The following is a 20,229-nucleotide window of genomic DNA, read 5'->3' as shown; positions in this document are numbered from 1 at the left end:
ATGCCCCAATCGCTCCAGCCTCAGCACATATGGCGCATCGTCCGACGCCAGCCGTAACCGTGGTAGTCCATCCGGCAGAGTTGAGAAGCTCCCAGGACAACGACCAGGCCGAGCGTCAAGTACGACATCAACATCGCACCCTCCATCGGTGATCGTCCGACAGGAGAAGCGCGTGCGATCGAGCGCGATGTCGAGTACGAAACGGGCTCGGGGGAACTCCGCTGAAGTCGGTCCTAGCTGATGGTCGCCGAGACATGTCGATCCCCGATCGCGTTCGAGGTCAGCTCATGGCTGCCTCACCACTGCGTTTCAGGGATCAGCTCGATAGCGACAAAGCCAACCCAATCGTAGGACTCCGATTGGACCAGAGTAGGAAGTGGCGTCGGTCACGTCGACCAGGTTCGCCCATCCCGGTTACCTGCGGCCCGGCCACCAGCGCTGACGCCCGAGCAAGCGCTCGACGACAGGCGTCAGGTCTTGGTAGTGGCCGCCGATGAGACGAGCGATAACAGCCACCAGGCGAGCATCTGAACCGACAAAAACCCGCGCACGGCGTCGTTCTGCTCCACTTAGGACAAGATCTGCAGCGGTTTCGGGTTCGGTACGCGCGACGCGCTTCTCGAAGCCGCGGGCCACGGCATCCCGGTTCTCGCTTTTCGCGAAGAGCCCGTTGCGCACGATCGATGTTCGGACGCCTCCGGGGAACACGCACGTGACCGACGCTCCAGCGTCTGCGGCTGCGAGTTCTTGGCGCAACGACTCGCTGAACCCGCGGACGGCGAACTTCGAGGAGTTGTAGGCACTGTACTTCGGTGTGGCGATCAGGCCGAAGGCACTCGAGAAGGTCACGATCCGTCCGCCGGTCGAGCTGACCAGGAACGGCAGGTGAGCCTTGACGGTGTACACGAGTCCTCGCCAGTTCACTGCCATGACACGCTCGATGTCCGTGACGTCCGAGTCGATGAGGCTTCCCCGGTGGATGATCCCCGCCGCGGTGAACACGGAGTCGACGCCACCCAGCTCGGCATTGGCTTCGGCGGCCGCTGCCTGGACGCCACCCCAGTCAGTCACGTCGACGACATGAGCAAGAACCCGCGCTCCGCTTTCCTCACAACGACGGGACACTTCATGAAGACCGTCAGCGTTGTGATCGAGCAGCGAGAGCCGGGCTCCGCGTCGTGCGAGCTCAAGTGCCAGCGCACGCCCGATTCCAGCGCCGGCACCGGTGATCACCGCGACCTTGCTCTCGAAGCAGCTCACAGTCCAGCACCTTCCCGTGGACGACTGATCAATCGACCATGCCATGATCGGGTGCCGTCAGGGGTGACGAGCGCCGCGGTGGCGTGCTGATCGAGTGCCGTGAGCGCCGCAGAAACGGCCACTTTCATCCACGTGCCTTCTTCAGTGCGAAGTCTGAGAACGCCCTCCGCAAGTCCGCTCGAAGCCAATGCGTTGGACAAGCCGACTGCGGTACGCAGGTCTTCACGGTGAACCGCAGAACGGCAGGGGTGCCGAGCGTCCACGCAACTCCAGACATCGGGGCGTCCGCCCACTTCAGCAGCCTCATCTTGCGCAAGTCGACGATTGTTCGCCAGCGCCCAGGAGTCGCCTCGGCAGCGAGAACTTGCCGCGCGAGCAATATCGGTATGGACGGTGGCGCGGCCGGCACGGACTCAGCCGGCCCGATGTCGCCCGTGATCCCACGGACGACGAGCTCAGCTCGCCCGTTCGGCAGCTCCACCTCGGCCTCGGGACTGTACGCGGCGGCAGGGATCGTCCGGACCCGGTCCCCGCCGCGAACTCCGTGACGCCGGGCCCGATCGCATCGATGATGCCGCACAGTCCTGGTTGGGCACGGTCTCCTGGGTACTCGGCGGGTTCGTGAGTACGAGGCCCGCCTTGGCCTTCCAGTTCGTGGGTTGACGGCGGACACCACTGTCCACCCGGCCCTCACTGGAGCCCGGCTCTTCAGGTCCATTTCGGACAGTGACACGACTTCCGGACCACCGCGCCAGCTGCAGACCTGGTCGGCTCGACCCTCACATGCCCCATGAAGGCCATCAACCGACACACGTGGGGATACCCCGGTTCATTCCGCACCACGCCGTCCGTCTCGACTGGCACGCCCTGTGAGCGACACAGCCCACGACCACCTTCGCAGACAAGCCACGCTTCAATAGCACACAATTTCATCATTAGGCAAGCTCAACCACATATTCGTCCACATCGGACTAAATTACGTGGCGTACTCCAGAAAGCCAACACTGACAAATCAAGAGCACCCTCCACGCCAGCACATCCACCTTGTCAGCGACAGCATCCCATCCAGACCCGACAATAATTCGCTGCGATGTCGAATGTTACTCCACTAGGAGTAACAACTCAGACGGATTCCTGTCCACCGCATGGCACTCGCCACTGAGATTCTTCATCAAGTGGCATACGCGTGAGAGTGGACAACCGGTCACCGCAGCTCCATCCCTACTTAACATCGACTCTGACCTGCATATATGCGACACAGAACACCGGTCGGACATGACCGGTTCAACACCGAACTGGACACCGACAAGACTGAGAGTTCCTTTTTTCTGACAAATGAATGACACTGCAGACACCCCGCAAGCAAGACCTGCAAGGATGTGCCTGCACCACTGAGCACTACACCGAGCCGCAATCAGCAACGCATTGACAAGAGCCTGCACTGACCGTGTAACCATTCCACACGAACGAACGATGGATCGGTCGCACACGGCCGCTCGGCGATTCAAGAGGGAGACTCCGCTGTACCACTCGAACACACTTTCGACCCTCTCCCCCGTCTGCCGGAAAGCGGGCAGGCCATCGTGCGCATGATCCCGGATTCGGTGCATCACGGCGCCAGCCGCGCGGAGCAGGAGATCTTCTCCCAGCTTGCCGCTCTCGAGGTGGACGGCTGGGAGTACGCCCTGCACAGCACCAACCTGCCCGAGCACGACCGCAAGCGGGTCTGCGAGATCGACTTCCTGCTGCTGGGCACCCGCGGCTTCCTGGTGCTGGAGGTCAAGGGCGGCGACATCCTCCTGAAGAAGGACGTCTGGCACACGCGGGACCTCAAGGGCAAGCGGCACCGGCTCAAGGAGAGCCCGCTGGACCAGGCGCGGACCAGCATGTTCGCGCTCGCCAAGGTTCTCCGCCGCACGACCTCCGACCCGAGGCTGGTCGACCGCACGGTGTTCGGCTACGGGGTCGTCTTCCCGGAGAGTGAGTTCGACGCGGTCAGTGTCGAGTGGACGCCCGAGATGGTGATCAACTCGGTTCGCCTCGCCTCCGACGGGTGGGCGGACTGCCTCGACCGGCTGGGGAAGTTCTGGGAGGGCAAGCCCGGCGGCTGGGGTTCGCTCTCGGCAGAGGACATCGAGCGCTACCTCAACGTCCTGCGCCCCGACTTCGACCGCGTGCTCTCCTTGCGCCGTCTCGACGACATGGTGGAACAGGAGCTCGTCGCCCTCACCAAGAGCCAGTACAAGGCTCTCGACCAGCACAGCAGGAACCCGCGGCTGGTTTTCGAGGGTGGCGCCGGCACGGGCAAGACCATGCTGGCCGTCGAGATGTGCAGGCGAACCCGTACCTCGGGCAGGCGCGTCCTGCTCACCTGCCGCAGTCACGTCTTGGCGGCTTTCATCCGGTCGCAGCAGGACCTCGAAGGCATCACGGTGGTCCCGTTCGACGAGGTGGCCGCCCTCTGCGCGGAGACCTTCGACGTGGTCGTGGTGGATGAGGCGCAAGACGTCATCAACGCGCACGACCTCGACGTGCTGGACGCCGTTCTGGCGGGCGGGCTGGCCGACGGCCGCTGGGCGTTCTTCCTGGACTCCAACAACCAGCGAGGGCTGGTCGGCTGCTACGAGGACGAGGCGAAGGCGCGACTGGACTCGCACCGCCCGACCTTCGTCGACCTGATGGACAACTGTCGGAACACCATTGAGATCGTCCGTGCCACCCAGCAACGGACGGGGGCGGACCTCGGGGTGACGACAGCTGGTCACGGTCGCGAGGTCGTGGTGGCTGAAGAAGACCGCGACGAGGTGGCGTCCGTGGTCTCGGCCGCCTTGGCCGAGCTGGAGGAGCATGGCGTTCCGCTCGAACAGGTCGTGCTGCTGTCGCCGCGTGACCTGGCCTCGTCGATCTTCGGCAGGTTGCCCTCCGAGTGGTTCGAGCGGGTCGACGTGCTGGACCTGATGCGGATGCGCCGACCGGGCAGGGGACGTGTCGGATTCGCGCGGATCGCCGACTTCAAAGGCCTGGAAAGCCGGTACGTCTTCCTCGAGGTGGACGACGCGGCGGACGAGCGAGCTGCGCGCGCACAGCTGTACGTGGGCATGACCCGGGCCAAGGCCGCACTGTGGGTGATCAGGCCGAGCGGGACAGGGGACGACCGGTGACGGGGCGGTACGACACGGGTTTTCCCGACCGGGACGAGGTGCTGGCCTACCTGCACGACCACCTGGTCGGCCCGGTGGACGGCGAGGACGAGGTCCTGTACGAGAAGGCACCTCAGCACCGATACCTCACCGCCGTGCTGTTCCCGCTGTCCCTCACCCCGCACGCCATCGGCGCGAACGGCCCCGCCGACGATGCCGAGGAGGTCGACGAGCAGGCGGGAGCCCTCCCGCAGGACGACGACGAGGACCCGATCACGCTGGCGGGGCAGAGCCGGCCGAGCTCCGCCGGGGTCAGCTTCATGACCACGTCCCGGTCCGCGATCGTCGTGGAGGTCCGCGCAGCGCGGTACCGCGCTCTGGCGGAGGACGAGTGGCAGCGTGAACCGCTCGACCTGGTGGCGGATGAGGCGCTGCTGATCAAACCCCCGGTATCCGGGCCGACGCAGCGGCGGTTTCTGTGGAACAAGAAGGCGAGCGTCGAGGTCAGCTGGCGCCCGCACCCCGACGGCGTCATCGTCACCGTCGTCCTCGTCAACCGCGCGGTGCAGGAAGAGCGCCGAACTGTGAACCCGGAGGACTGCCTCTTCCAGGCCGGGCTGTGCTGCTCGGTCGCGGAGGGCGCGATCATCGGCTACCCGACGCAGCTTCGCGCCCACAGCGACGAGGAAGCCGAAGAGCTCGAGCTCCAGTACCGCGACGTACCGGTGTACGCCGTCGGTCACGGAACCGCGGCGGCGTGGGACACCACGGGCGACCACCCGGCCTGGGTCGGCACGTCGTTCCTCCCGGTGCACGTCGTGCCCGGCGTCACCTCCGAGCTGCCCGGTGTGGCAGACGCCGTCCGCTTGAAGACCCTCGCCGTCATCGACACCGACCCCGAACCCGTGTTCGCCACCCTGACCCGGTTCGTCGACTGCTACACGGACTGGATCGAAAAAACATGGGAGTCGACGGCGGACGACCTCCTCCCGCGGCTGCGTCCCGCGGCCGGCCGCTTGCGGAACCGCGCGTCCAAGGCCAGGGACCGCATGCTTGCCGGTCTCGACTTCCTGCGCGGCGACCGTAAGGCGCTCAAGGCCTTCGCGCTGGCCAACGAGGTGATGGCCATGCAGATGGCGCACAGCGGGCCAGGCCTCGCCGGCTCGCCGCACGCCCTCTCCGAGGCGCCGGACCCGGAGGTCGACCACCATGCGCTCGACCTCGCGTGGCGTCCGTTCCAGCTCGGCTTCCTGCTGATGACGGTGAAAGGCGTGGTCGAGGAGGGTGCGGACCGGGACCTCGTCGACCTGATCTGGTTCCCCACCGGCGGTGGCAAGACCGAGGCGTACCTCGGCCTCGCCGCGTTCACCATCCTCCACCGGCGGCTCACGCTGGCCGAAGCCGGCGCGGGCACAGCGGTCGTGACCAGGTACACCCTGCGGCTGCTCACCAGCCAGCAGTTCCAGCGCGCCGCGACCATGATCGCCGCCTGCGAGCTGGTGCGCCGCGGGTCCGAGGAGGAGCTCGGCAGCCGCCCCATCTCCATCGGCCTGTGGGTCGGCGGGGAGAACAGCCCCAACAGCTACGCGGACGCCCGGCGATGGCTCACCAAGGCACGGGACGGCATCGCGACCGATCAAGGGTTTCAGATCGAGTCCTGCCCGTGGTGCGGTACGCGCATTGTGCCCAGCGGCCCCGACGACGAGCAGCGCTGGGGGATCTCGGCGACCAACAGCTCCTTCCGCGTGCGCTGCCTGAACGTCAAGTGCCAGTTCCACAACGAGCTTCCTATGTCCTCTGTGGACGAACACCTTTATGACAACCCGCCCACCATGCTCGTCGGGACCGTCGACAAGTTCGCCCGCACCGTGTGGAACGAGAAGGCTGGGGTGTTCTTCGGCGCGGGCGACGACCTCGGACCGTCACTGATCATCCAAGACGAGTTCCACCTCATCTCCGGTCCGCTCGGCACCATCGTGGGGCTCTACGAAGCGGCTTTCGACGTGCTGATGGGGCAGCTGGGGAACAAACCCAAGATCGTCGCCGCCACCGCGACGATCCGGCGGGCGGACGAGCAGACCAAGGGCGTCTTCGGGCGGCCCGTCGCACTGTTCCCTCCCGCGGGCATCGACGCGACCGACTCGTACTTCGTGCGCACCGACGACGAACGGCCCGGACGGGCCTACCTGGGGGTCATGCCACAGGGACACACACCTCTCACCGCGCTCATCCACGTCGCGGCGGCGCAGCTGCAGGCTCCCCTCGAGGTCGAGCTGACGCCCCCGGTGCGTGACGCCTACTCGACGCTCGTGGTGTATCACAACAGCCTCCGTGAGCTGGGCAAGACGATCAACCTTGCATCGGACGACATCCCGTCGCGGCTGAAGGTGATCGCGCAGGCCGAGGACCACGTCCGGCAGCTCAACGACGACAACGTGGTCGAGCTGACCAGCAACGTGGGGTCCGCCCAGATCCCGCAGCGCTTGGACCGGCTCAAGAAGTCGCACGACGCCCTGGGCGGGGTTGCCTTCCTGGCGAGCACCAACATGATCTCCGTGGGTGTCGACGTCGGCAGGCTCGGCGTCATGACCGTTGTCGGCCAGCCCAAGACGACCGCCGAGTACATCCAGGCGACCAGCCGTGTCGGCCGAAACGCCGACCGTCCAGGTCTTGTGGTGACGGTGTACTCACCGTCCAAACCACGCGACCGGTCGCACTACGAGTCGTTCGCCCCGTACCACTCGAGCCTGTACCGCTGGGTGGAGCCGAGCTCGGTGACGCCGTTCTCGGTGCCAGCCCGGCTTCGCGCTCTCCACGCGGATCTGGTGGTGCTGGTGCGCCACGCACTCGGTCTGTCGGGCGACGGGGACGCCGCGTCGTTCGACCGCGATGACGAGCGTTTCACCCGGCTCCTCCAGGCGTTCCTCGAACGTGTGGAGCGGGCTGACGAAACCGAGCTCGAACGGGTTCGAGTGCATCTGGACGACCTCATCGAGACATGGGCGAAGCGGATCGTCGACGCGGAACCCGCGGGCGGACTGCGTTACAGCCAGGGCGGGCGCGAGCGGCCCAAGCTGCTCAAGCGCTTCACCGACCGCGGTGACGGCTGGGCGACGCTCGACTCGATGCGCAGCGTCGACGTGGAGGTCCAGGTACAGGTGAGGGGGACGCGGAAGTGACGGTGCGCAAGGTTCGACGCTCGCAGATCATCAGCCCGTTCGGTCCCGGCGCGATCATCGACCTCGTCGGCGAGTCGTTCGTGGTGGAGGACGCGGGCAGGTGGCGCGGCCCGCGCGTGCCCGTCGAGTTCCCCCGTCTGGCCTCCTACCTGAGCGTGGACTCGCTCGCAGCACCGTCTCCGTCCCCGCGCTGGCCCATCCCCTACTACCGGTTCCCCCAGTGGTTGTTCTGCTCCGGCTGCCGACGGATGAGCCGGTGGTCGTACACGAAGGAGGTCGCCAACACCGCGCCTTCCTGCGAGAACTGCCCTGGCCGCAAGCAACTCGTTCCGATGCGGTTCGTGGCGGTGTGCGCCAACGGGCACCTGTCCGACGTGGACTGGATCGGCTGGGCACACTCCTCGATCCGCCGTGACCGCAACCAGAACCAGTGTCAGCGGCCGGTTCTGGAGTTCCTGAGCAAGGCCAAGGTCGGTGGTGGCCTGAATTCGCTCGTCGTGCGCTGCGCGACGTGCCGGGGGGAGAGGTCGCTGGACGGCTTGACGACACGGATCGGTCTCACCCAGATCGGCAGCAAGTGCACCGGCAGGCAGCCGTGGCAGGACCAGCGGGACGCGGTGCCCTGCTCCCAGCAGGTGGTGGCGATGCAACGCGGCGCGTCGAGCGTGTACTTCCCCACCGTGGTGAGCGCAATCGACATCCCGCCGGACTCGGCGTGGAGCACGTTCAGCACTCCGCTGGCCTCCCTCCGGAAGAGCGCCGAGTTCAAGTTCCTCCTCAGCGAGCCGAACCACGAGCTGGCCAAGGCGATGATCGGCATCGCCGCCACCAAGCACTGTCTGGCCCACACCGAGGTCGAGGCCGCCTTGGCGCAGGAGCTGACGGACCTGCGCGCCCCCGCCGAGGGCGGGCCGGAGAACATCCGCCCGGACGAATGGGCGGCGCTGATCAACCCGCAGGGGAACCACGACCCCAAGGACCGCTTCATCTCGCGCCGGGCGAATCGTCCCTGGGGCGGCGCGGGAGGCGGCGCCACCGGCTGGCAGGCCCTGATCCCGGATGTCGTGCTGGTCGACCGTCTCCGCGAAGTGCGCGTGCTGACCCACTTCGAACGACACACCATGAGTCAGGTGGTGCCGTCGAACCTCAGCGCCGACGCGGATTTCCTGCCCGCCGTCGAAGTGTTCGGCGAGGGGTTCTTCCTCAGGTTCGACGAGGAGTCCCTGTCCTCCTGGGAACGGTCCGATCCCGTGGTCGAGCGATGCCGGAAGTTGGTGGAGAGGCACCGCGCCAAGGGCTTGAAGTGGCTCTCCGAGCCCACGCCGCGTTACGTGCTGCTGCACACCTTCGCCCACCTCCTCCTCCGCAACACCGCTTTCGAGGCCGGCTACTCCACTTCGGCGTTGCGCGAGCGCCTGTACGTGACGACGAGCGGCCGAGGTCCCGCCATGGCCGGAGTGCTCGTCTACACCGCGGCCGGTGATCATGAGGGCACTCTGGGCGGGCTGGTCAGGATGGGCGAGTTTCCGCGACTGGGCAGGCTCCTCGACATGTCGGTCACCGCGGCCCTGTGGTGCTCGTTCGACCCCGTGTGCTCGGACCACCCCGGGCAGGGCCCGGACGGCCTGTCGCTGGCCGCGTGCCACGCGTGCACGTTGACTCCGGAGACCAGCTGCGAGGCGACGAACAGGTTGCTGGACCGGCGCCTGCTGGTCGACCCGGAGTTCGGGTTCTTCAAGGACGTGGCGGCGGCCATCGGCGGTGTCCCCGGGACCGTGCTGTGAGCGCCGCGCTGCACGCCCACGCCCACGTCCACGAGGCCTCCGGGTACGAGGTGGTGGTCGCCGTTCCCGGCGTGGACCAAGCGGTCAGAGCGGTCGCCACCTACCGCCGTCTGCGCGGCCGGGGCAAGGAGCTGCACGTCATCACCAAGGCCAGCGTGCTGAAGAACCGGATCCGCACGTTGATGCCGTTCGAAAGCCGCGGCGACACGGTGATGACCTATCACTCGTACTTCGCCGACCTGTGGCGTGCGGTGCTGCGGACCAAGGCACCGCAATCCGACGACTACGACATCGACTTCTGGGAGTTCGAGCAACGCCTTCGGTCTCGTCACATCCGGCCGCTGAACCGGCGGCACGTCGTCGTGGTCCACGGTCAGCAGCTTCCCCCCGACTTCTACCGGGTTCTCCGCCTTCTGCACGTCGGCGCGACGGTGTTCGTCGATCCCGTGCAGGTGGTCGACGACTCCGGCACGACGATCGAGGAGCTCGAAGCCCTCCTGGGTGTCGTAGGACCCACTACGTCGAACGACGTCGACGGCGGCATCCCGCGAGTTCACGAGCTTCTGGAGCACCTCGGCGGGGGAGGTCCCCGCTCGGACTTCCCGTGCCACGACGGTCCGCGGCCCGTTCTCGTCGACCACGACGACGTCGACGAGGAGATCCGGTTCGTCGTGGAGCAGGCGGAGGCGCACCGCGACGAGCAGGTCGGCGTGCTGCTGCCGACCAGGGAACTGGTGCAGGTCTTCAAGGACGGCATCGGAGATCTCTTCGACGGCAGCACGCAGTGGTACCTATCAGGCGCCAGAGTCCCGAAGCACGCGGCGATCACGACGTCCGGGCCCGGGGTCAAGGTGCTGACCTGGGTCAGCGCTGTCGGGATGCGGTTCGACCACGTGGTGCTCGCGGGTCTGGACCAGGTGAACGACCGCTTCCGCCTCGAGACCGCGTTGCGGGTGCTCGCCCCGACGACCCGCTCGGGGTTGTTCCTCTCCTATTCCGGGGCGGGACGTCCAACGGCGCTGGCGGACCTGCCGATGTTGCTGCTGGACGACCGCACCCGCAAGACGGACGGCGACGGGTGGGTGGAGGTGGTCCCCACCCCCGTGTCCCCCGTTCCCACCGCGGTGCCCGAGCAGCAGTCGCTTCCTCCCACCCGCACAGCGATCAGCAGTGCCCGCACGGTGCTCACAGCTCCGTTGCCGGACGAGAAGCGCGCCAAACGCCTGCTGACGTCCGAGGAGGAAGTCGGGTTGGCGCAGCTAATGCGCCCCGACGGCGGAGACCTCGCGGAGGAGCTGCCGAAGGGTTTCCGCGCGACGTTGCGCGGCGACGAGGAGCGGGCGAAGGCGTTCGACGCCATGGTGTTGCACAACACCGGGCTCGTGAGGTCTTGCATCCCGCGGTACTCCGGAGCGGGGCTCGACCACGACGACCTGTACCAGCACGGTGTGATCGGCCTGATCCGGGCGATCGAGAAGTGGGACGGCTCCCGCGGGCTGAAGTTCTCCACTTATGCGGTGAACTGGATCAACCAGGCCATGGGCCGCGCCATCCCCGACGACGGCACGTTGATCCGGCTGCCGGTGCACAAGTACGAAGAGGTCCGCAAGGTCCGCGTCGTGCGGGACAGGCTCGGCCTGGAACAGGACGAGGTCACCGTCGCGGACATCGCCAGGGTCACGGGGTTCTCCCCGGAGAACGTGGCGGATTGCCTGCGCCTGGCCAGGGGCATGCTCAGCCTGGACGCCCCGCTGAGCGGGGACGGTGACATCTCGCTGGCCGATCTCGTGCCCATCCCGTTCGAGCACGACTCGAACCCCGATCACGTGGTGGACCGTGCGCTCGGCGCCGAGCTCGTGCGTGAGGCCGTGTCGCGCCTCAAAGAGCGCGAAGCCGAGGTCCTCAGGCTGCGGTTCGGCTTCGACACCGGCGAGGAGCGCACCCTGGAGAAGGTCGGTGAGCACTTCTCCTTCACCCGCGAGCGAGCCCGCCAGATCGAGAGCAAGGCCAAGGGCAACCTGATCGCGAAACTCGCGGACGTGGGGCTCGTCGCCGATGACGCGGACCCCGTTCCCGCTCCTCAGCCGAAGCGGCCGGCTCGCCGGTTGGCCGTGGTGCGCACACCGGTCCGCGAGAAGCGGCCGACCGGCACGGAGATCACCACGGGCACGGGGCTCGTGGAACGGCTCGGTGCCACAGGCGAGGACAGTGCGATCGGGCACATGCTGACCGCCTTGGTCGACCGCGCGTTGCAAGCCGGTGCTCGTCGTATCCGCATCAGGAGCGCGGGCTCTGGCACGAACTCCAGACTTGCGATCGTGCACGACGGCGCGGCCTTCGCCGGGTACACGTTGCTCTCGACCCTCCACGAGGGGAAGGAGGTGTCGCGCGGATCGGTGGCGCTCGGTGTCGCCGCGTCCCTCTATGACGAGATCACCGCCTGGGAGTCTCACGCGTCCCCCGGCTGCCTGATGCTCACCTCCGCGGCCGACACCGACACGTGGTGGTTGCACCACAGCTCCCGGAGGGTTCCCGCAGGGCTGGTGGCCGAGGAGGAACCAGGCCGCTGGTCGGTGGTGCTGCTCCGCGCGCCACGTCCCCAGGTCGCGCGTGCGCGCTTCGAGACGATCCTCGACCGGTGCGTCCGCGAGCTCGGCGTGGTGTTCGGCGAACTGCTGGAACGCAAGATCGGCATCGACGTCAACGGCAGCGCGGTGACCGCGAAGGACCCGTTCCTGTGGAGCAATCCCGCGGGGCAGCACCTCGGGGAGGAGCGGGTGGCGGCGGCCGGGTTCTCGGTGGTGGCCAGTCCACGCGTGCTTCCCCACCCGGAACTCCTGCGCGCCGGCGAGACGGGCGTCGTCGGCGACCCCGCCGACTGGCCGGCCTCGCAGGGCTTCTACGTGCGGTGCGATGGCCGGTACCTCTCGTGCGGCGGCTGGCTCGGTCTCGACGGACTGGGCATGGCGGAGAGGACCGCTCTGGCCAGAGTCCTCGTCGAGATTCCGGTCGGCCAGCGCTCCGCGTGGGGCGAGGACCACGCCGGGGCCGCGGTCACGCCTCCGGAACCGCTGCGACCGAGGCTGGCCGCTCTCGCACGCATAGCGCGTGGCAAGTCAAAGCTCGTGATGGAACAACACCGAACCGAGGGGACGACGTGACGGACGGCGAACTCGCCGCGTTCGCAGCGGAGCTGCGGAGCAGGGTCGAGGACCGGATCCAGGCCGAGCCGGAGCTGATGGCCCGGGACGCCTTCGTGACCCTGGTGGGCGAGCACTTGATCGACGACGGGGCGCTGGACGACCTGGAGACCTGCTACCTGTTCGTGCCGTGGCAGAGCCGTCGCGTCGAGGTGGCGGGGTACGACATCACCAACGACGGCACGATCCTGCACCTCGTCACGGCTGACTACGGCTTGGACGCCGAACCGTTGAAGCGCGAGCGGCTGACCCAGCTGGTGCGTCGTGTGGGCGCGTTCGCGGAGTTCTGCCGAAACGGCCTGCACGAGCAGTTGGAGCGGTCGAGCCCGGCCTACGACATGGTCGAACGCATCCACGGCGCGTGGTCGCAGCTGCAGATGATCAAAATCTTCGTCTTCACCGACGGGAAGACCGGGCTGCGCCGCGCGGAGGAGGCCACCGTCGCCGATCTCCCGACCCTCGTGAACGTGTGGGACGTCAACCGGCTCCAGAAGCTGATCAGCTCGGGCGCCCAGCAGGAGGACATCCTCATCGACGTCGCAAAGATGGGCTACGAGGTGCGGTGCCTGGAGTCGGTGGTACAGGCAGACGGGTACCGCTGCTTGATGGCGATGCTGCCGGGGAAGCTGCTCGCCGACCTGTACGACGAGCACCACAGCCGCCTGCTCCAGCGCAACGTGCGCGCTTACCTCCAGGCCAGGGGAAAGGTCAACAAGGGGATCGCCGAGACGATCAAAGAGCAACCCGGCCGGTTCCTGGCCTACAACAACGGGGTGTCCGCGACCGCTCGCGCGGCGGACCTCGACCAGACCCCGAGCGGACCGGTGCTCCGCACGCTGACCGAGCTGCAGATCGTCAACGGCGGGCAGACCACGGCCTCGCTGCACCACGCTGCCCGCAAGGGGATCGACCTGTCCGAGGTCACCGTCCCCGCGAAGATCACTTTGATCCCGGACGACCGGCTGGACAGCATGGTTCCCGAGATCTCGCGCTACGCGAACTCCCAGAACGCGGTCACACCCGCCGACTTCGAGGGCAACAGCCGCTTCCACGTGGGGCTGGAGCGCTGGTCCCGCACCATCTGGGTCACTCCGTCCGGTGTCGACGTCGAGCAGACCCGGTGGTACTACGAGCGCGTACGCGGGCAGTACGACGTCGAGAAGAACAAGTTCACGAGCGCCGCCGCGCGGCGCAAGTTCGATCGCGAGAACCCCGTGCGGCAGCGGTTCGGGAAGACGGACGCGGCGAAGTACGAGTACGCGTACGCGCTCCGGCCGGACGTCGTGTGCCAGGGCGCCGAGAAGTGCTTCCGGACGTGGACGTCCGAAGAAGGGCTGGCCGAACGCGAGGCCCCCGACGACGTGTACTTCCGCCACTTGGTCGCCAAGGGCCTCGTGTTCCGCCAGGTGCGATCGATCATCCAGAAGCAGAACTACGGCGGCTATCTCGGGCAGACGGCGGCGCACGCCGTCTCGCTGATCGTGGACACGCTCGGCGGGCTCGACCTGGACCGGCTCTGGAAGGAGCAGGCACTTCCCGATCCGATCGCCGCCGCGGTCCCGGAGGTCGCGCTGGCGGTGCGCCGGGTGCTCACCTCACCTCCCAGCGGCGGGAACGTCACCGAGTGGGCCAAGAAGAGCGCCTGCTGGGAGCGCGTCCGCGCGATGGGCTGGGCTCCCCCGTCCGACGTCCTCGCGGGATAGCGCTCCCACTCTTGTCTGCAATCCGTACGTCGGGGCGGCCGAACGGACCGGCCCGGGAAGTGGCATGGCTGAAGTTGACCAGAACCAGATCGACGGTGGTGGAGATCCCGCGCGGGTCCCTGTTCGGAGGACAGGAGGCGATGTGGCGGTCTACGCGGTGAAGCTCGAACGCAGTGATGTGCTCCAGCTGCCGACGCACCCGGACGCCTGTCCCGAGGAGACGTTCCAGCAGTGGTGCGCCGAGCGAGTAGCAGGAGGTGCGCGACTCGCGGTCGACCTGTTCTCCGGGGGTGGCGGGTTGAGCCTGGGGTTGACCAATGCCGGATGGACCGTCGCGGCTTCGGTCGACCACAACAAGTTCGCGCTGCAGACCCACCGCGCGAACTTCCCCGGGCTCGCCTTGGACGTGGACCTGGGCGACCGGAAGAAGCGCGCTGCGCTCATCAGGATGCTGAAGCTCGCCGACATCGACCTGATCGCCGGCGGCCCTCCTTGCCAGCCGTTCAGCCGGGCCGGGCGCAGCAAGATCCGCAGCCTGGTCGACGCCGGCGTGCGCGACGAGTTGGACGAGCGGAAGGAGTTGTGGCAGGCCTACATCGACGTCGTGCTGAAGGTCAAGCCGCGTGCGGTCCTCATGGAGAACGTCCCCGACATGGCGCTGGGCGACGACTTCCACGTCGTGCGGCGGATCGTGAACATGCTGGAGCGCGTGGGCTACCGAACCGATCTCCGGCTGGTCGACGCCTGGCAGTACGGTGTCCCCCAGCACCGCAAGCGCCTGATCCTGCTGGCCCGTTCGGACAGCGCCGCCTTCCCCTGGCCGGAACCGGTGAAACCGGTGACCGTCCACGAGGCGATAGCGGACTTACCCAGGCTCGACCTGGGCACCGGCGGGCGTGACCTGCCCTACGCACCCGACGACCAGGTCTCGGAGTTCGCCGCGCGGATGCGACGGCACGTCACCGACGGCAGGGTGCGGGACCACATGACCCGCCCCGTCCGCGACGACGATCGCAAGATCTTCTCCTTGATGACGTCCAAGACCCTTTACGCGAACATCGACCCCGCTCTGCGCAGGTACAAAGCTGACACCTTCGACGACAAGTACAAGCGCCTCGACTGGAAGGAGCTGAGCCGCTCGATCACGGCGCACATCGCCAAGGACGGCTATTGGTACATCCACCCGTTGGAGAACCGCACGCTCACCGTCCGCGAGGCCGCGCGCATCCAGACGTTCCCCGATGACTTCCGCTTCGCCGGTACACGCAGCCACGCGTTCCAGCAGATCGGCAACGCCGTGCCACCGATGCTCGGTGAAGCGGCTGCCACAGCGCTGCTTCCCTTACCGGACAGCGAAAAACCCGCGCGGAACGAGTGGCGCGTGCTGTCCGGGCAGCTGTCCTCGTGGGCAGAACGGCGTCGCGCCGGGACCTACTGGTCCGTGCTGCCAGGGGAACGTCTGACCCCACCTGTCGCCGCCGTGGTGGCAATGCTGGATCCGTCGCCCGCCGAGCTGGCCGCGTACAACGACGGTCTCGTCGAGGTCGCGGCGAAGGGGCGAGTCACCAAACGGGCGGTGGACCTCATCGAACGGGGCGCCACCACCCGTGCGTCTGCCGCCACGGTGACGCGGCTTCGGCAGTTGCAGGACGACCGGAGGATCTGGCTGCGGGCAGAGAACATTCCGGAGATCTTGGACCTGCCTCCTGGAAAGGCCGCTCTTCTGAAGCTCCTGGCAGGCGACGACGTCTTGCTGACCAGCCAGCCGGTCATCCGCGTGTCGTCCAGAGTGCTCAACACCGCCTCGGAGCGGGCCAACAGCTTGACCGACGGCCGCGTCGACCTTTCCCGTCTGGTTGGTGGTGACGCCAAAGCACCGTTGCGCATGGCCGCACTACGTCTGATCGGCCAGCTCCACTGCCACAAACAGGCGCCTCTGTGTGAGCGCTGTCCTCTGGCTCGTGCCTGCGCGACCGCACAGGACAAGCGACCTTCGAATCGGCTCTTCTAGGTTCCGCGGGCACGTGGGCACTCGACGAAGTGGTCACGTGCCCACGCCTGCGCGTGCTCAACCACCTCGACAAGACTTCGCCACAACGGCGTGAGTCCGTACTCGACCCCGACGCCTCGGCACCGGGACAGGGCGGTGCCACACCAGCACGTCCCGCTTCATCGCGGCCAGCGTCTCCACGAGGACCTTGGCGCTGATCGGCCGGAGGTGCCGCCGCAGCACCCCGAAGCGCCACGGTCTGGCCTCCAGGCGCGGGAATGCGGACGCGCGAAATCAGACCGGTAGCGCTGCGCTGTGGCTGATGCAGCCTGCGCGAGCAGGGCGGCGTCCTAGGCTGATCGCATGGCGAGTGGTGCTGGACGACTGTCCGATGACGAGTTGACACTGTTCGGTCGATTGCTTGGGCGGTATTGCGAGTTCGACCTCGACCAGTTCGACAACTGGATCGTGGCCACATCGTACGGCGATGTTTTTGTCAACCTCACCCGTCAAGATCCTCCAGAAGACCACATGGCGGCCTACCGCCGCGTGCCGACCTGAGCGCCACACACGACCACGCTGGCGGGCACAGGCGCGGACGATGTTTCGGCAGCCGAACATCCGCTTCTGTGTCGATGATCTTGGACTCTGCTGACCTTCATGTACGGCCGCGGACGCGCTGACCGTCTCGCTCACAGCGTCATTCGCAACGACGTCACTCCAGTGCTCGCCGCCGCGGCAATGAACACCGAGTTCTGAGTTGCGAAGCGAACTTTCGAGCCTCCCCGGTCCCGGAACGCGTTGTCCTGAAAGGCTTTCATTTTTCGGTCGGTCATTCGGCCCAACGGACAGCCGCCACCAGGACGGTTTCGCCCCCACAACGGGCTCCGGCCGTTTCAAGACCTCAGGGAGCGGCAAAGGTCTGGACCACCAGCCGATCGAGATCCGGTCGGCGCGCCGACGGACTGGAGTGACGGATGAGCGAGGCGAAGCTGCCCCCGCTGTCGATGGACGAGCTGGCCGCCGAGTGTGGCACGGCGTTGCCGGACAAGGAGGTGTACTCGCTGCTCGACCTGAACGTCGACCTGGACCTCGCTCTCGACCTCGCAGCGCCGATCGGCCTGGCCGTCGCGGGCAACGCCAACATCGCGGCCCCGATCGATGCCGCCGTGGGCGCGAACGTGCTGTCCGACGGATCCACCGCGCAGGCCATGGCCGACCAGGGCGTCGCGATCCAGCAGGGCATCACCGGCGAGGCGGTGGCCAACTCCGACCAGGACAGCGCCATTGGCCAGGGCACGTCCCCGGCCCCCGCCCCGCAGCCGCCGGCTGGCGGGGCGCAGGTCCCGACGCCCACGGATCTGGCCGGCGCGCTGGACGGCGGTCTGCTCAACGTGGACGTCGACCTCGCCGCCGACCTCGACCTGGCCGCCCCGATCAACGGCGCGGTGGCCCTCAACGCCAACGTGGCCGCCCCGATCGACGCCGCCGTGTCCGCCAACCTCGGCTCCGTGGGCTCGGAGGCGACCGCCGTCGCGCAGCAGCAGGCGATCATCCAGCAGACCATCGACGGCACCGCCGAGGCGAATGCCGCGCAGAGGTCCGACATCGACCAGTGAGCGACCTGATGAACGCCTCACCACACCCGGCCGGCGGGGACGTGCTCACCACGGCCCCGCCGCGCCGGGCGCGCGACGTCGAACTGATCGGCGAGATGCGTGGCTCCGGCTACCGCCGCCCACCGGCCCTGGTCCGCCGAGCCGACGGCCAGGTCCTCCAGCTCACCCCGCTGCTGTACCGGGTCCTCGAAGCCGTGGACGGGCGTGCTGACCACGCCGGGATCGCCGCTGTCGTCGGGCCGGCCATCGGCCGCTCGGTCACCGCGGAAGACGTGCGCACCCTGCTGGAGACCAGGCTGCGCCCGCTCGGGGTGCTCGAACTCCCCGATGGCTCTCAACCCGTGCACCGCAAGGCCGAACCGCTGCTCGGCCTGCGCCTGCGCCGGGTGATCAGCGAGCCCCGCGTCACCCGGCGGGTCACCGCGCCGTTCGCGCGGTTGTTCCACCCGCTGGTCGTGGCCGCGGTGCTCGTGGCGTTCGCGGCGATGTCGTTCTGGGTGCTGTTCGTCAAGGGCCTGGCCGGTGCCACGCACCAGGCGTTCTACCAACCCGCCTTGCTGCTGCTCGTGTTCGGGGTGACAGTGCTCTCGGCGGGCTTCCACGAGTTCGGGCACGCCGCCGCCGCGCGGTACGGCGGCGCGACACCCGGCGCGATGGGCTTCGGCCTCTACCTGCTGTGGCCCGCCTTCTACACCGACGTCACCGACAGCTACCGGCTCGGCCGGGCCAGCCGGCTGCGCACCGACCTGGGTGGGCTGTACTTCAACGCGCTCGTCGCGGTCGCTGTCCACGGCGTCTGGTGGCTGACCGGCTGGGATGCGCTGCTGCTGGTGATCGCCACGCAGATCCTCCAGATGGTGCGCCAACTCGCGCCCATGGTGCGCTACGACGGATACCACGTGCTCGCCGACCTGACCGGTGTCCCCGACCTGTTCCACCACATCAAGCCCACGCTGCTGGGCCTGTTGCCACACCGCTGGGGCAGGCCGGAGTCGAAGGTCCTCAAGCCGTGGGCGCGCGCGGTCGTGACGACGTGGGTGCTCGTCGTCGTGCCGATCCTGCTGACGAGCACGGCCCTGCTGGTGCTGGCGTTCCCGCGAGTGGTGGGGACGGCGTGGCACAGCGCCGGTGAGCAGTGGCGGTCGGCGCACGCGGCGCTGGGCGAGGGAGACCTCGCGCTGGTGCTGGTGCGGGTGCTCGGGGTGGTCGCCATCGTGCTGCCCGTGCTCGGCGTCTGTCTGCTGCTGGCCCGGCTCGCGGGTCGTCTGGTCACCCGTAACTGGCGCTCCACTGAGGGCAGGCCTGGCCGGCGCGCGCTCGTGGTGCTGTGCGGGATCGCTGTGGTCGCGGGCCTGGCGTGGGCGTGGTGGCCGCAACCCGACCGGTACCGGCCGATCCGGTCCGACGAGCGCGGCACCGTGACCGACGTCGTGCCCGTCGCCGCGTCGGGCCCGGCTCCCGTCCAACCGGCGCGACCGGTGTCCACCCAGACTGTGTGGCCTGCTGGCAAACCATTGCCCAGCAGGGACAAGCCGGTCCTGGCGATGGTCCTGGAACCGGTCTCGCCGGGTGCCCCGACGTGGGTCTTCCCGTTCGACCGGCCGAAACCTCCAGGGCCGGGCGACAACCAGGTCCTGGTCGTCAACACGACCGACGGCGCGGTCCGCTACAAGGTGTCCTTCGCCCTGGTGTGGGCGACCGATGGTGTGGTGGACAACAGGAACGAGGCGTACGCGCTGGCCTCGTGCCGGGGCTGCACGACGGTGGCGGTCGCTTTCCAGGTGGTCCTCGTGGTGGGCCAGGCGAACGTGGTGGTGCCGCAGAACATCGCCGTCGCCGTCAACCACTCGTGTGTCGAGTGCGTGACGTACGCGCTGGCCTCGCAACTGGTCGTCAGCCTTCCCGAAGACCTGAGCCCCCAGGCGAAAGCCCGGCTCGAAGCGGTGTGGGCCGAGCTGTCCCGACTGGCCGCGGACGTGCCGAGCCTGACCGCGCAACAGATCCAGCAGGCCTTGGAGGGCGCCAAGTCCCGCATCCTCGACGTGCTCCGGCAGGAAGGCGTTCCCCTGCCCAGCACCGCGCCGACCACCACCCCACCGCTCAACACCACGTCGGCGGAAAGTTCCCGTCCGGCCACCTCGTCCGACGTGCCCACGACGACCGCGCCACCGAGCACCACTGCGACGACCGCGACGACCGCGCCATCGTCGTCCCCGGAGCCGACGACCACGGTCACGTCACCTCCCAGCGCAGTCCCCTCCACCTGATCCCGACCGCGCGGAACACGTTCAACCAGTTCACCATCAGCGCTCAGGGCGATGACGTCGACGAACTGCCACCGGATGAGGAGGCAC

At 67.8% G+C, this 20,229-nt stretch carries 10 protein-coding genes; 9 read left to right on the top strand and 1 reads right to left on the bottom strand.

Annotated features, from left to right (window positions below; translation table 11 throughout):
• Positions 1-414 precede the first annotated feature (414 nt).
• Positions 415-1,260 carry an SDR family NAD(P)-dependent oxidoreductase gene (locus ACZ7CF_RS28330; RefSeq protein WP_470370990.1) on the bottom strand — a complete coding sequence of 282 codons (846 nt, stop codon included), beginning with the start codon at positions 1,258-1,260 and terminating at the stop codon, positions 415-417.
• 1,589 nt (positions 1,261-2,849) lie between these two features.
• Here ACZ7CF_RS28330 and ACZ7CF_RS28325 point away from each other — a divergent pair.
• The 9 genes from ACZ7CF_RS28325 (at position 2,850) to ACZ7CF_RS28285 (ending at position 20,142) form a co-directional block, all read left to right on the top strand.
• The gene (locus ACZ7CF_RS28325; protein ID WP_470370989.1) at positions 2,850-4,421 is read left to right on the top strand and encodes a nuclease-related domain-containing DEAD/DEAH box helicase; all 1,572 of its coding nucleotides are present in this window, start codon (positions 2,850-2,852) and stop codon (positions 4,419-4,421) included.
• The gene (locus ACZ7CF_RS28320) at positions 4,418-7,579 is read left to right on the top strand and encodes a helicase-related protein (protein ID WP_470370988.1); all 3,162 of its coding nucleotides are present in this window, start codon (positions 4,418-4,420) and stop codon (positions 7,577-7,579) included. Before ACZ7CF_RS28325 ends, ACZ7CF_RS28320 begins: the two co-directional genes overlap by 4 nt.
• Positions 7,580-7,581: 2 nt before the next feature.
• Entirely contained in the window at positions 7,582-9,363 is a 1,782-nt protein-coding gene (gene drmB, locus ACZ7CF_RS28315) for a DrmB family protein (protein WP_470370987.1), read from the top strand.
• Positions 9,360-12,524 carry a sigma-70 family RNA polymerase sigma factor gene (locus tag ACZ7CF_RS28310; protein ID WP_470370986.1) on the top strand — a complete coding sequence of 1,055 codons (3,165 nt, stop codon included), beginning with the start codon at positions 9,360-9,362 and terminating at the stop codon, positions 12,522-12,524. Before drmB ends, ACZ7CF_RS28310 begins: the two co-directional genes overlap by 4 nt.
• Complete coding sequence (locus tag ACZ7CF_RS28305) at positions 12,521-14,266, top strand: AIPR family protein (RefSeq protein WP_470370985.1); 1,746 nt, start codon at positions 12,521-12,523, stop codon at positions 14,264-14,266. Before ACZ7CF_RS28310 ends, ACZ7CF_RS28305 begins: the two co-directional genes overlap by 4 nt.
• A gap of 64 nt (positions 14,267-14,330) precedes the next feature.
• A complete protein-coding gene (locus ACZ7CF_RS28300; RefSeq protein WP_470370984.1) occupies positions 14,331-16,277 on the top strand; it encodes a DNA cytosine methyltransferase in 1,947 nt (648 codons plus the stop codon).
• A 342-nt stretch (positions 16,278-16,619) separates the two neighbouring features.
• Entirely contained in the window at positions 16,620-16,817 is a 198-nt protein-coding gene (locus tag ACZ7CF_RS28295) for a hypothetical protein (RefSeq protein ID WP_470370983.1), read from the top strand.
• Between the two features lie 416 nt (positions 16,818-17,233).
• Positions 17,234-17,875 carry a peptidoglycan-binding protein gene (locus tag ACZ7CF_RS28290; RefSeq protein WP_470370982.1) on the top strand — a complete coding sequence of 214 codons (642 nt, stop codon included), beginning with the start codon at positions 17,234-17,236 and terminating at the stop codon, positions 17,873-17,875.
• Complete coding sequence (locus ACZ7CF_RS28285; RefSeq protein ID WP_470370981.1) at positions 17,872-20,142, top strand: hypothetical protein; 2,271 nt, start codon at positions 17,872-17,874, stop codon at positions 20,140-20,142. The genes ACZ7CF_RS28290 and ACZ7CF_RS28285 overlap by 4 nt, the downstream gene beginning before the upstream one ends.
• Positions 20,143-20,229 lie beyond the last annotated feature (87 nt).

Source organism: Lentzea sp. NPDC036955 (genome assembly GCF_055608005.1).
This window is presented reverse-complemented; position numbering and strand designations above follow the sequence as displayed.

Coding starts and splice junctions, on each gene's coding strand:
- ACZ7CF_RS28325 (WP_470370989.1), top strand. CDS start 2,850: ATGATCCCGGATTCGGTGCATCACGGCGCCAGCCGCGCGGAGCAGGAG.
- ACZ7CF_RS28300 (WP_470370984.1), top strand. CDS start 14,331: ATGGCTGAAGTTGACCAGAACCAGATCGACGGTGGTGGAGATCCCGCG.
- ACZ7CF_RS28295 (WP_470370983.1), top strand. CDS start 16,620: ATGGCGAGTGGTGCTGGACGACTGTCCGATGACGAGTTGACACTGTTC.
- ACZ7CF_RS28290 (WP_470370982.1), top strand. CDS start 17,234: ATGAGCGAGGCGAAGCTGCCCCCGCTGTCGATGGACGAGCTGGCCGCC.